Source organism: Rhodoplanes elegans (assembly GCF_016653355.1).
Taxonomy (GTDB): Bacteria; Pseudomonadota; Alphaproteobacteria; order Rhizobiales; family Xanthobacteraceae; genus Rhodoplanes; species Rhodoplanes elegans.
This window is the reverse complement of sequence record NZ_NHSK01000200.1, coordinates 1-13,217: the sequence shown is the minus strand read 5'-3', so window position 1 is coordinate 13,217 and position 13,217 is coordinate 1. Positions and strand designations below refer to the sequence as shown.

Sequence of the window (13,217 nt, the reverse complement as noted above, 5' to 3'; positions counted from 1 at the left end):
GGACGGAGGTCGACGGCACGCCGATCCGCAGCGGGCGGACCCGAAATGTGCGGCCGGTGATGGCGCCGGCGCAAACGCGCATTACATGGTCCCCGAGGCCGGACATGGTCCGCGAGGCCGGTGATGCACGGACGACGGCCACGGTTGTGGCGAAACGGGCGTGGCGCGCGAGGCGCGGCGCAATGGGCGGCCACCGGCCGGGAGACGACGTCAAAGCAATGAGCGTGACCCGCGCCCCGCGAAAGCTCTACGTGAAGTCGTACGGCTGCCAGATGAACGTCTACGATTCGCAGCGCATGGCCGACGTGCTGGCGCGCGAGGGTTACGTCGAGACGGCGACGCCGGAAGACGCCGACGTCCTGGTGCTCAACACCTGCCACATCCGCGAAAAGGCCGCCGAAAAGGTCTATTCGGAGCTCGGCCGGCTGCGCGTCCTCAAGCAGGAGGCGGCCCGCGACGGCCGCCGCCTGACCGTGGCGGTCGCCGGCTGCGTCGCCCAGGCCGAGGGCGAGGAGATCATCCGCCGCGCCCCCGTGGTCGACCTCGTCGTCGGACCGCAGAGCTATCACCGGCTGCCGGACCTCGTCGCCCGCGCCGCCGTCGAGGGCCGCGTCGTCGACACCGAGTTCCCGGCCGAGGACAAGTTCGACCATCTCGCGGCGCCGACCCGGGCGGCCACGCGGTCGCGCGGCGCCGCCGCCTTCGTCACCGTGCAGGAGGGCTGCGACAAGTTCTGCACCTTCTGCGTCGTCCCCTATACGCGAGGCGCCGAGTTCTCGCGCCCCGTCGCCAAGATCCTGGCCGAGGTCGAGGATCTGGTCGCGGCCGGCGTGAAAGAAATCCGGCTGATCGGCCAGAACGTCAACGCCTGGCACGGCGAGGGCCCGGACGGCGGCGCCTGGACGCTCGCCCGCCTGCTCTACCGTCTCGCCGAGGTGCCGGGCGTCGCGCGGCTGCGCTACACGACCAGCCATCCGCGCGACATGGACGACGCCCTTATCGCCGCCCATCGCGACCTGCCGGCCCTGATGCCGCAGCTCCATCTTCCGGTCCAGTCGGGGTCCAACCGCATCCTCGACGCGATGAACCGCAAGCACGACCGCGCCGAGTACCTGCGCGTGATCGAGCGGCTGAAGACCGCGCGGCCCGACATCGCGATGTCGTCGGACTTCATCGTCGGCTTCCCGGGCGAGACCGAGCAGGATTTTTCCGACACGCTCGCTCTGGTCGACGCGGTCGGCTTCGCCTCCGCCTACTCGTTCAAGTATTCGCCGCGTCCGGGCACCCCGGCGGCCGACAGCGACGATCAGGTGAGCGAGGCCGAGAAGGCCGAGCGGCTCGCCCGGCTGCAGGCCCGCATCGACCACCACGCCGCCGCCTTCAACGCCGCCACGGTCGGGCGCACCACGCAGGTGCTGTTCGAGGGCACCGGCCGCCACGACGGCCAGATGACCGGCAAGTCGCCGTGGATGCAGGCCGTGCAGGTGATGGCGCCGCCCTCGGTCAAGGGCGAGATCCACGCCGTGCGGATCACCGGCACGGGCACCAACAGCCTCTACGGCGCGCTCGTGGTCGCGAACGGCAGCGCGCCGCTGCGTCACGACGGTCCGGACCATGGCACGACCCCGGACCCGGCCCTGCCGGGTGTGCCGGACCCGGCCGTCCGCGCCGCGAGCGGAGGTCACTGAACCCGCCGTGCCGAGACGCAGCCCCGACACCGCACCGCTGATGCCGCCGTCCGACGAGGCGCAGATGGTGCTCGCCTTCGACGACAATCGCCTGGCGCTGGCGCTGTTCGGCCAGTACGGCCAGAACCTCGCGCTGATCGAGCGGCGCCTCGGCGTCACCGCCGACTCGCGCGGCAATCACGTCACGCTCGGCGGCCCGCACGACGCCTGCGAGCAGGCGCGCCGCGTGCTGGAGACGCTCTACGAGCAGCTCCAGCGCGGCCACGATCTCGGCCAGGGCGACGTCGAGGGCGCCATCCGGCTCGCCATCGCGCAGGGCTCGCTGTTCGACTTCGACGCGGCGGCGCAGCGGGTCAGCTTCGAGGAGATCAATCTCCGCAAGCGCCTGGTGCGGGCCCGCACGCCGGCCCAGGACGCCTATGTGCGGGCGCTGCGCAAGAACGCGCTCGTCTTCGGCGCCGGCCCGGCCGGCACCGGCAAGACCTGGCTCGCGGTGGCGCACGCGGTCGCCCTGTTCGAGCGCAAGGAAGTCGACCGGATCATCCTGTCGCGCCCGGCCGTCGAGGCCGGCGAGCGGCTCGGCTTCCTGCCCGGCGACATGAAGGAGAAGGTCGATCCCTATCTGCGGCCGATCTACGACGCGCTGTTCGACCTGATGGACACCCGCATCGTCGAGCGCGCCCTGCAGACCGGCGAGATCGAGATCGCCCCGCTCGCCTTCATGCGCGGCCGAACCCTTGCCAACGCGGCCGTGATTCTCGACGAGGCGCAGAACACGACCTCGATGCAGATGAAGATGTTCCTCACCCGGCTCGGCGAGAACGCCCGGATGATCGTCACCGGCGACCCGAGCCAGATCGACCTGCCGCCCGGCCAGGTGTCCGGCCTGTCCGAGGCGCTGAAGCTGCTCGCCGATGTCGAGGGCGTCGGCACCGTGACGTTCTCGGCCGCCGACGTGGTGCGCCACGAGCTGGTCGGGCGCATCGTCGCCGCCTACGATCGCGCCGCCGCCATGCGCGCCGGCAGCGACGACGCCATCAGGTCCGGCGAGACCGCCACGACGGCCGGCACCGCCGGGGCCTCCGGCTCCGCCGGCCGATCCACCCGCAAGCGCGAGGACGGCGCATGACGATGCCCGAGCCGATCCATACGGGGGCCACGATCGAGCACGAGGGCACCACCATCGACGTGGTGGTCGAATCGCCCCTGTGGGCGGCCGAGCCCGAGGCCGAGGCGCAGGTGCTGCGCGCCGTGACGGCGGCGCTGCCCGCCGATCTCGGCCCCCGCGAGCTCGCCGTCGTGCTCGCCGACGACGCCACCGTGAAGACGCTGAACGCGCAATATCGCGGCAAGGACGCAGCCACCAACGTGCTCTCCTTCCCGGCCGTCCCCGGCCCGACCGGCGCCGACGGCGACACCGCCGTGCCGGTGCTGCTCGGCGACGTCGTGCTCGCCTTCGAGACCGTGCGGGCCGAGGCCGAGCGCGACGGCAAGCCGTTCGCCCATCACCTCGGTCATCTGGTCGTGCACGGCGTGCTGCATCTTCTCGGCTACGACCACGAGACCGAACCCGACGCCGAAGCCATGGAGGCTCGCGAGCGTGACGTTCTGGCGTCGCTCGCGATCCCCGATCCCTACGCCGGACGCGAATGCGCCTGACAGCAGCCATCATGCCCGACGACCCTCCCAGTCGAAGCGAACCGAACGAGCCGGCGGGCCAGTCCCGCGGCGCCGCGGCGGACACCCAGGCCGTCGCGGCGGACGACGCCCGCGGCGTCGCAGTCCCGGCATTGCGCGGCGAGGTGCTGCCGCGCGAGGCCGGCGAAGGCTGGGTCCAGCGCATGCTGCGCGCCCTGTTCGGCTGGAAGCCGGGCTCGGTCCGCTCCGACATCGCCGTGCTGCTCGAGGGCAACGCCCCGGCCGACGCCGACTCGGGCTTCTCGGCCGAAGAGCGGACCATGCTCAAGAACATCCTCGGCCTGCGCGAGCGGCGCAGCGAGGACATCATGGTGCCGCGCGCCGACATCGTCGCGGTGCAGCGCGACATCTCGCTCGGCGAGCTCGTCAAGGTGTTCGAGAAGGCCGGCCATTCGCGCCTCGTCGTCTACGACGACACGCTCGACGATCCGGTCGGCATGGTGCACATCCGCGACCTCGTCGGCTTCATGGCGAACCGGGCCGCGACGCCGCCGCCGACCTCCAAGCGCAAGAAGCGCTTCCCGGCCGACCTCGACCTGCGCGCCATCGATCTCGCGATGCCGCTCGCAGAGGCCGCCATCGTGCGCGACATCCTGTTCGTGCCGCCCTCCATGCCGGCCCTCGACCTGCTCGCCAAGATGCAGGCGTCGCATGTCCATCTCGCCCTCGTCATCGACGAGTACGGCGGCACCGACGGCGTCATCTCGATCGAGGATCTGGTCGAGCAGATCGTCGGCGACATCGAGGACGAGCACGACGAGCACGAGGCGCGCAGCGTCGTGCGCCAGCCGGACGGCTCGTTCCTGGCCGACGCCCGCGCTCCGCTCGAGGACGTCACCGCGACGGTGGGGGCCGAGTTCGACGTCGGCGACGCCGCCGAGGAGGTCGACACCATCGGCGGCTATCTGGTGACGCGGGTCGGCCGCGTGCCGGTGCGCGGCGAGATCGTGCCCGGGCCGGAGCCATTCGAGATCGAGGTGCTCGACGCCGATCCGCGCCGGGTCAAGCGGGTGAAGATCACCCGCAGCAAGCAGCGGCGCAGCCGCGAGGCGCGCCGCGAGACCTCGTCCGAGGCCCGTGCGGCGCCGCCCGAGGGGGCCGGTCCCCCCGGCCCCGAGCCGCGCCGCGGCGCCGCCTCGTCGTGACCACCGTGCCGGTGACGGCCGCGCTCGCCCGGGTCGCGCAGCCGATCGTGCTCGCCTGGGGGGTGCGGCGGACCGCGACCGCGCTTCTGGCCGGCGCCGCCTCGACGCTCGCGATGGCGCCGCTCGGCCTGTGGCCGGCCCTCTTCGTCACCTTCCCGGTGATGGTCTGGCTGATCGACGGCTCCGGCGCCGGGCGCTGGAACGGCGTCGGCGCCGCCGCCGCGGCCGGATGGTGGTTCGGCTTCGGCTATTTCCTGGCCGGCCTCTACTGGATCGGCGCCGCCTTCCTGGTCGACGCCGACAAGTTCGGCGCCCTCCTGGTGCCGGCCGTGCTGATCCTGCCGGCCGGGCTGGCGCTGTTCACGGCGGCCGGCTTCGCGCTCGCCCGCGCCCTGTGGGATCCCGGCGCGTTCCGCATCGTGACGCTCGCGGCGGCGCTCACCGCCACCGAATGGCTGCGCGGCCATGTACTCTCCGGCTTTCCGTGGAACGCCTTCGGCTACGCGCTGGCCGAGCCGCTGGCGCTGGCCCAGGGCTTCGCGCTCTTCGGCCTGTGGGGCATGACGTTTCTCGCCGTGCTGATCTTCGCGGCGCCGGCGGCGCTCGCCGACCCGCCGGCCGAGACGCGCCGGCCGTGGCTCCTGCCGGCGATCGGGCTCGGGCTCCTGGTCGCGCTGGCGGCGTTCGGAACGGCCCGGCTGGCGCTCGCCCCGACCGCCTTCGTGGACGGCCCGCGGCTGCGGCTGATGCAGCCCAACATCCCGCAGGACCAGCGCTTCAGCTACGCCGCCAAGGCCGACGTGATGCGCCGCTACCTGGCGCTGTCGGACCGGGCGAGCGGCGAGCGCTCGCGCGGCGTCGCCGACGTCACCCACCTGATCTGGCCCGAATCGGCCTTCCCGTTCTTCGTCGCCCGCGAGCCCGACGCGCTCGCCTCGATCGCCGACCTGCTGCCGGAGGGCACCGTCCTGATCACCGGGGCGGCGCGGCTCGCCCCGTCGTCGCGTCCCGGCAACATCGAGGCCTACAACTCGGTCTACGTGTTCGACCACGACGGCTCGATCCTGTCGATCTACGACAAGGTCCATCTGGTGCCGTTCGGCGAGTACGTGCCGCTGCGCGGCCTGCTGCAGCGGCTCGGGATCGAGCAGCTCGTCCGGGTGCCGGGCGGCTTCCTGGCCGGCGACCGGCTGCGCACGCTGGAGAGCCCGCGGGCGCCGCCCTTCGTGCCGCTGGTCTGCTACGAGGCGGTGTTCCCGCACGCCGTGCTGCCGCGCGGGGCGCGGCCGGGCTGGCTCCTGAACGTCACCAACGACGCCTGGTTCGGCCTCTCGCCGGGCCCCTATCAGCACCTCCAGCAGGCCCGGATGCGGGCCGTCGAGGAAGGGCTGCCACTGGTGCGCGCCGCCAACACGGGAATCTCGGCCGTCGTCGACCCGGCCGGCCGCATCGTCGCGCAGCTCGGCCTCGGCCGCGAGGGCGTCCTCGACTCGCGCCTGCCGGCCCCGCTGTCGCCGCCCCCCTACGCCCGCACCGGTGACGCACCGGTGACGGCGGTTGTCGTGCTCGCATTGATCGCGTCTGCATGGCGTCGACGCGTTCGATTGCTTCGCCCCACGCGTTGATACGGGCGAGCCCGGACTAGACCAAACCGGCGGTTGCGGCGTATCGTCACAGCATTGTGCAGCAGTCTGTGCGGTCGCCGCGAGAGTGTCGCGAAATCGGACAAGTCTCGCCTGTCGACAGCCCTACCGTGTGCATACCCGTCCTGCGTCGGGTGCGGTCGAAACTGCCACAATAACAGGTACCATCCTGCTGACACGGAGCCGCCGGGGCGCTACATAGTCCGGGCAAAGCCCGCGCCCGCAACGCTGTCCGAAATTCCTGCCTCCGGACAAATTCTGCCCGGTGTTGAATATGCTACCCGGCAGATATCATCCGATTGATCAAGCAAGTTACTTCATTGTTCAGCAACTTGCATTGGTAAACCCTCTCAAACGAGGGTAGTGTCTATTTTGTTCCAATTCAGAACGATTTTGATTCTGTTTCGCTGGTGCTTGGAACAGCTATGCAGTCCTGTGATTGCATCGCACGAGAGAGTGGACGAGAAGGTGGTCGGCGGGGACATGAGGAGAGAGAGAAAATGATGGCCAAAAAGGCTCCGAACCCCATCGACAAGCATGTCGGGAGCCGTGTTCGTATGCGTCGCATGATGCTGGGGATGAGCCAGGAGAAGCTCGGTGACGCGCTCAGCCTGACCTTTCAGCAGGTGCAGAAGTACGAGAAGGGGACGAACCGTATCGGTGCCAGCCGGCTCCAGCAGATCGCTCACATCCTGCAGGTTCCGGTCGCGTTCTTCTTCGAGGGTGCTCCCGACCTCGGTGACGGCCCGACCGACGGCCTCGCCGAGGCCCCGTCGCCGGCCTACATCTCCGACTTCCTGGCGACCTCGGACGGGCTGGCGCTGACCAAGGCGTTCATGCGCATCAACGACGCCAAGCTGCGCCGGCGCATCGTCGACCTCGTCGAGCACATCGCCGGCGAGCCGGTCGAGAACGGCAACGGCAACGGCAAGACCGCCGAGCATTGATGCCTGGGGCGGTCCTCCGACCAGCCCCCATCGCGAGACACGACCCAGGCGCGCCCCCAAAAGGCGCGCCGTTCGTGTTTTAGGGCCGCTGGTCCCCGGCGCCTGCGAATCAAGCGGTGCGACGGCCGGGAATTTCTCGATCCGCTTGCCGAATCGGCGGCGGATCGCCGGGTCTGCGTCTTGACCCGGCAGGGGGACGCTGCAAGAACAGGCGCCGAATTTTGGGCGACGCGGAGGTCCGCGTCTCGGGCTGTGGAGTCGAACGTGTCCCGCGCGAGCTATCTTTTCACCAGCGAATCGGTTTCCGAAGGCCATCCCGACAAGGTTTGCGACCGCATCTCCGACGAGATCGTCGACCTCTTCTATCGCGAGGGGCCGAAGGCCGGCATCGATCCGTGGGCGATCCGCGCCGCGTGCGAGACGCTCGCCACCACCAACAAGGTGGTGATCGCCGGCGAGACGCGCGGCCCCGCCTCGGTCACCAACGAGCATATCGAGAGCGTCGTCCGCGGAGCCATCAAGGACATCGGCTACGAGCAGGACGGCTTCCACTGGCAGACCTGCGACATCGAGATCCTGCTGCATCCGCAGTCGGCCGACATCGCGCAGGGCGTCGACGCGCTGCAGCCCGGCACCAACAAGGAAGAAGGCGCCGGCGACCAGGGCATCATGTTCGGCTATGCGACGAACGAGACGCCCGACCTGATGCCGGCGCCGCTGTTCTACGCCCACAAGATCCTGCGGCTGATCGCCGAGGCGCGCCACGCCGGCGTCGAGAAGGTGCTCGGCCCCGACTCCAAGAGCCAGGTCACGGTCCAGTACGCGAACGGCAAGCCGGTCGGCGTGCGCGAGATCGTGGTGTCGCACCAGCACCTGATCGCCGACATGACGTCGAGCCAGGTGCGCGAGCGCGTCGAGCCTTATGTGCGCAAGGCGCTGCCCGAGGGCTGGATCAACGACAAGACGATCTGGCACATCAACCCGACCGGCAAGTTCCACATCGGCGGCCCGGACGGCGACACCGGCCTGACCGGCCGCAAGATCATCGTCGACACCTATGGCGGCGCGGCCCCGCACGGCGGCGGCGCCTTCTCGGGCAAGGATCCGACCAAGGTCGACCGCTCGGCCGCCTATGCGTCGCGCTATCTCGCCAAGAACATCGTCGCCGCCGGCCTCGCCGACCGCTGCACCCTGCAGCTCGCCTACGCGATCGGCGTCGCCCGGCCGCTGTCGATCTACATCGACACCCACGGCACCGGGAAAGTCCCCGAGGACAAGCTGGAGCGCGCCGCCGCCGAGGTCATGGACCTCACCCCGCGCGGCATCCGCACCCACCTGAACCTCAACAAGCCGATCTATGCGCGCACCTCCGCCTACGGCCATTTCGGCCGCACGCCGGACGCCGACGGCGGCTTCTCGTGGGAGAAGACCGACCTCGTCGACGCGCTCAAGAGCGCGGTCGGCTGAGCCGACGCGGGCCTCGCCCGTCTCCGATCGGAAGCCGGCGAAGTTCTGCTTCGCCGGCTTTTTTCTTCGTGCCGCCTCCGCCCCTCCAGCCATGACCGACGATCCCGACTGTGACCCGACCGCCGCGGCCGACCGGCCGCCGCGTGCGTTCTTCGGCCGCCGCAAGGGCCACACGCTGCGCCGGCACCACACCGGTCTCCTCGGCGACCTGCTGCCGCGCCTCGCCCTCGACATCGCGCGCCCGGCACCGGTGCGGCTGGGCGATCTCTTCGATCCGCCCGTGGACAAGGTGCGGCTGGAGATCGGCTTCGGCGGCGGCGAGCATCTCGCCGCCCAGGCGGCCGCCGATCCGGCGATCGGCTTCATCGGCTGCGAGGGCTTCGTCAACGGCGTCGCCCAGCTCCTCGTCCATGTCGAGGAGGCCGGACTCGCCAACATCCGCATCCATCACGGCGACGCCGCCGAGGTGCTGGCCTGGCTGCCGGAGGCCTCGCTCGCCCGCGTCGACCTGCTCTACCCCGACCCGTGGCGGAAGCGCCGGCACTGGAAGCGCCGCTTCGTCCAGGACGAGACGGTGGCGACGCTCGCCCGCCTGCTCGCCGACGGGGCCGAGTTCCGCTTCGCCTCCGACTGGGAGCACTACGCCGCCTGGACGCTGGAGCATCTGCTGCGCTCGGCGGATTTCGAATGGACGGCCGAGCGCGCCGACGACTGGCGCAAGCCGTGGGACGGCTTCACCCGCACCCGCTACGAGGCCAAGGCGATCCGCGAGGGCCGCACCCCCTGCTACCTGGTGTTCCGGAGGCGGCCGCGGGGGTGAGCGGCCCGCCCTGCCGGTTCCGCTTGCGATATCGGCGATCTTCGCTATAGTCCGCGTCGTCTGAGGACACCTCATAACGGTCGGATGATCGGTTGGTGAGAGTGGGGCCCACCCGGGACCCGCTCTTTTTTGTTACTTGCGGCCGGCCCGGTTGTCGTCGCCGCGCCCCGGCATCCGGGCGAGACGTCCCGGCCGCGACTGTCCGGCCGCGACTTTGAAAAAGGACCGCTGGTTCCCATATGGCTGGTTCCCATATGACCGAGACGATCGACGACGGCACCCCGGACCGCGCGGCGGCCGGCATCGCGCCGACCGACAGCGCATTGGACGAGCCGCGGCTGATCGCCGAGAGCGGGCTCGCGGCGCGGGTCGCCGCGATCGTCGTGCCGGTGCTCGAGACGCTGGGCTACCGGCTGGTGCGGGTGAAGATCTCCGGGCTCGACGGCTGCACCGTGCAGGTGATGGCGGAGCGCGCCGACGGCACCATGCAGATCGACGACTGCGAGGCGGTGTCGCGCACCCTGTCGCCGATCCTCGACGAGACCGACCCGATCGATCGCGAGTACCGGCTGGAGATCTCCTCGCCCGGCATCGACCGGCCGCTGGTGCGGCGCGTCGACTTCGCCCGCGCCCAGGGGCATCTCGCCAAGATCGAGATGGCCGTGCCGGTCGGCGGCAAGAAACGCTTCAAGGGCACGCTCGCCGGGCTGGACGGCCAGACGGCGCGGCTCCATATCGAGGGCAGCGACGGCACGGCGCAGGAGGTTCTCCTGCCGATCCCGGACATGGCCGACGCCAAGCTCGTGCTCACCGACGCGCTGGTCGCCGAGGCGCTTCGCCGCGGCAAGGCGGACGAGAAGGAGGCGCGCCAGGAGCGGGCGGCGCGTCGCAAGGAACGCATTCAATCCCGCAAAACGACCCGAGACGGAGCCGCCGCGGCCGAACGGCCGGCCGCCCCGCTCACCGACGGAGACTGATCCATGGCTGTCGTCAGCGCCAACAAGCTCGAGCTTCTGCAGATCGCGGACGCCGTCGCGCGCGAAAAGTCGATCGACCGCAGCATCGTCATCCAGGCCATGGAGGATGCGATCGCCAAGGCGGCGCGCTCGCGCTACGGCTCGGAGACCGACGTCCACGCCGAGATCGACCCGAAAAAGGGCGAGCTGCGGCTCGCCCGCCACATGCTGGTGGTCGAGGCGGTCGAGAACCCGGCCAACCAGATCAGCCTCGAGGACGCCCGCAAGCACAATCCCGCCGCCCAGGTCGGCGACACCATCGCCGACACGCTGCCGCCGCTCGAGTACGGCCGCATCGCCGCCCAGTCGGCCAAGCAGGTGATCGTCCAGAAGGTGCGCGAGGCCGAGCGCGACCGGCAGTACCAGGAGTACAAGGACCGCATCGGCGACATCGTCAACGGCATCGTCAAGCGGGTCGAATACGGCAACGTCGTCGTCGACCTCGGCCGCGGCGAGGCGATCGTGCGGCGCGACGAGATGCTGCCGCGCGAAGTGTTCCGCAACGGGGACCGCATCCGCGCCTACATCTACGACGTCCGCCGCGAGCCGCGCGGACCGCAGATCTTCCTCTCCCGCACCCACCCGCAGTTCATGGCGAAGCTGTTCACCCAGGAGGTGCCGGAAATCTACGACGGCATCGTCGAGGTGAAGGCGGTGGCCAGGGATCCGGGATCGCGTGCGAAAATCGCCGTGATCTCGCGCGACTCGTCGGTCGACCCGGTCGGCGCCTGCGTCGGCATGCGCGGCTCGCGCGTGCAGGCCGTGGTGAACGAGCTGCAGGGCGAGAAGATCGACATCATCCCGTGGTCGCCCGACATCGCGACCTTCGTGGTCAACGCGCTCGCCCCCGCCGAGGTCGCCAAGGTGGTGCTCGACGAGGACAAGGAGCGCATCGCCGTCGTGGTGCCGGACCAGCAGCTCTCGCTGGCCATCGGCCGCCGCGGCCAGAACGTGCGGCTGGCCTCGCAGCTCACCGGCTGGGACATCGACATCCTGACCGAGCAGGAGGAATCGGAGCGCCGCCAGGCCGACTTCGAGAAGCGCTCGAAGCTGTTCATGGAGGCCCTCAACGTCGACGAGGTGGTCGGCCAGCTCCTGGCGTCCGAGGGCTTCACCTCGGTCGAGGACCTCGCCGCCGTCGACGAGAAGGAGATCTCCGGCATCGAGGGCTTCGACGAGGAGACGGCGCAGGAGCTGCAGACCCGCGCCCGCGAGTATCTCGACCAGATCGAGGCCGAGTACGACGAGAAGCGCCGGGCGCTGGGCGTCGAGGACGAGGTCCGCGAGGTGCCGGGCGTCACCGGCAAGATGCTGGTCGCCTTCGGCGAGAACGGCATCAAGACGGTCGAGGACCTGGCCGGCTGCGCCACCGACGACCTCGCCGGCTGGACCGAGCGCAAGGACGGCGAGACCAAGCGCGAGGCCGGCATCCTGGACGGCTTCGAGCTGTCGCGTGACGACTGCGAGCACATCGTCATGCAGGCCCGCGTCAAGGCCGGCTGGATCAGCGAGGAGGACCTCGCCCGGCCGTCCGAGGAGACCGACGAGGACGCCGAAGGCGAGGCCGAGGCCGAGGACGAAGGCGAGGGCGCCGCGGCGCCGCAGGCCTGACGGAGGACCACGACGCGCGATGCTGGCCCGGATCGAGGTGGACGACACCGACGAGACCCTGCTGGACGGCGGCCCGAAAGGGGCCGCCGCCGCGCGGGAGCGTCAGTGCGTCGCCACCCGCACGGTTCGGCCGATCGACGAGATGATCCGCTTCGTCGCCGGGCCGGACGGCCGGGTGGTGCCCGACATCAAGCGAAAATTGCCGGGCCGCGGGGCCTGGGTGACGGCGGCCCGCGGGCCGCTCGTCACGGCAATCAAGCAGGGCGCGTTCAAGCGCGCCTTCAAGGGCAAGGCGACGGCCGAGGCCGGCCTCGCCGACGACACCGAGCGATTGCTGGAGCGCGCCGTGCTGGACGCGCTCGCCATCGCCCACAAGGCCGGCACCGTGGTGGCGGGCTACACCAAGGTCGAGACGGCGCTGACGTCGGGCGCCGCGATCGGCCTGGTGCGGGCCCGCGACGCCAGCCCGGACGGGGTCCGCAAGGTCGACGCGCTGGCGGCGCGACGCCCCGCCGCGGCCGACCGGCCGCTTCCGATCATTTGTTCGTTCGAATCCGTCGAATTGGATTTGGCACTCGCACGGACAAATGTGATACATGCTGCCCTTCTGCCCGGGCGCGCGAGCGAGGCGGTCCTGGGGCGTTGGCGCATGCTCGAAATGTTCCGAACGGGTGGCCCCGATCCGCGGGGCGACAGGCAGATGGCCGTGAACCCGGCCCGAGACTAGGATCGTAATGACTGATACCAAGAATCCTGGCGAGAAGACGTTGTCGGTCGCACAGCCGAAGACCCTGACGCTGAAGCGTCCCGGGGTCGAGCAGGGCGTGGTGCGCCAGAGCTTCAGCCACGGCCGCACCAAGGCGGTCGTCGTCGAGAAGGTGAAGCGCCGCCACGGTCCCGAGGGCAAGTCCGAGCCGACCTCGCCACCGCCGCAGCAGAGCAGCGCCCCGCGCCCGCAGCCGCCCCGTCCGCAGGGCGGCGGTGGTGGTGGAGCCCCGCGGCCGCAGCAGGGCGGCGCCGGATCGCGCCCGCAAGGCGGCGCCGGCCCCCGTCCGCAGGGCGGCGGCGGCTCGCGCTCGTCCGGCGTGGTGCTGCGCACCCTGACCGAGGAGGAGCGCTCCGCCCGCGCCTTGGCGCTCGCCGACGCCCGCGTCCGCGAGGCCGAGGAGCGCAAGACCGCCG

Annotated in this window: 12 protein-coding genes; all 12 read left to right on the top strand. The window is 70.7% G+C overall.

What is annotated here, in order from left to right:
* Positions 1-218: 218 nt before the first annotated feature.
* Positions 219-1,688: a tRNA (N6-isopentenyl adenosine(37)-C2)-methylthiotransferase MiaB gene (gene miaB / locus CCR97_RS23675; protein ID WP_111359563.1), complete on the top strand. Its 1,470-nt coding sequence runs from the start codon at positions 219-221 to the stop codon at positions 1,686-1,688.
* A 40-nt stretch (positions 1,689-1,728) separates the two neighbouring features.
* Positions 1,729-2,817, top strand: coding sequence for a PhoH family protein (locus CCR97_RS23670; RefSeq protein WP_111359564.1), 1,089 nt, complete (start codon positions 1,729-1,731; stop codon positions 2,815-2,817).
* Positions 2,814-3,347, top strand: a complete 534-nt coding sequence (gene ybeY, locus CCR97_RS23665; protein ID WP_244670636.1) for an rRNA maturation RNase YbeY — start codon at positions 2,814-2,816, stop codon at positions 3,345-3,347. Before CCR97_RS23670 ends, ybeY begins: the two co-directional genes overlap by 4 nt.
* Before the next feature lie 11 nt (positions 3,348-3,358).
* A complete protein-coding gene (locus CCR97_RS23660) occupies positions 3,359-4,531 on the top strand; it encodes a hemolysin family protein (protein ID WP_201159928.1) in 1,173 nt (390 codons plus the stop codon).
* Positions 4,532-4,536: 5 nt separating this feature from the next.
* Positions 4,537-6,156, top strand: coding sequence for an apolipoprotein N-acyltransferase (gene lnt / locus CCR97_RS23655; RefSeq protein WP_338049132.1), 1,620 nt, complete (start codon positions 4,537-4,539; stop codon positions 6,154-6,156).
* Positions 6,157-6,677: 521 nt separating this feature from the next.
* Positions 6,678-7,121: a helix-turn-helix domain-containing protein gene (locus CCR97_RS23650; protein ID WP_111358801.1), complete on the top strand. Its 444-nt coding sequence runs from the start codon at positions 6,678-6,680 to the stop codon at positions 7,119-7,121.
* Between the two features lie 264 nt (positions 7,122-7,385).
* Entirely contained in the window at positions 7,386-8,588 is a 1,203-nt protein-coding gene (gene metK / locus CCR97_RS23645) for a methionine adenosyltransferase (RefSeq protein WP_111358800.1), read from the top strand.
* 91 nt (positions 8,589-8,679) lie between these two features.
* Positions 8,680-9,408: a tRNA (guanosine(46)-N7)-methyltransferase TrmB gene (gene trmB / locus CCR97_RS23640; RefSeq protein WP_111358799.1), complete on the top strand. Its 729-nt coding sequence runs from the start codon at positions 8,680-8,682 to the stop codon at positions 9,406-9,408.
* A gap of 239 nt (positions 9,409-9,647) precedes the next feature.
* Positions 9,648-10,385, top strand: a complete 738-nt coding sequence (rimP, locus tag CCR97_RS23635; RefSeq protein WP_420826100.1) for a ribosome maturation factor RimP — start codon at positions 9,648-9,650, stop codon at positions 10,383-10,385.
* Positions 10,386-10,388: 3 nt separating this feature from the next.
* A complete protein-coding gene (gene nusA / locus CCR97_RS23630; RefSeq protein ID WP_111358797.1) occupies positions 10,389-12,035 on the top strand; it encodes a transcription termination factor NusA in 1,647 nt (548 codons plus the stop codon).
* A gap of 19 nt (positions 12,036-12,054) precedes the next feature.
* On the top strand, positions 12,055-12,762 hold the full coding sequence (locus CCR97_RS23625) for an RNA-binding protein (RefSeq protein WP_201159927.1): 708 nt from the start codon (positions 12,055-12,057) through the stop codon (positions 12,760-12,762).
* 7 nt (positions 12,763-12,769) lie between these two features.
* On the top strand, positions 12,770-13,217 hold a 448-nt coding region (locus CCR97_RS23620; RefSeq protein ID WP_201159926.1), incomplete at its 3' end, for a translation initiation factor IF-2 associated domain-containing protein.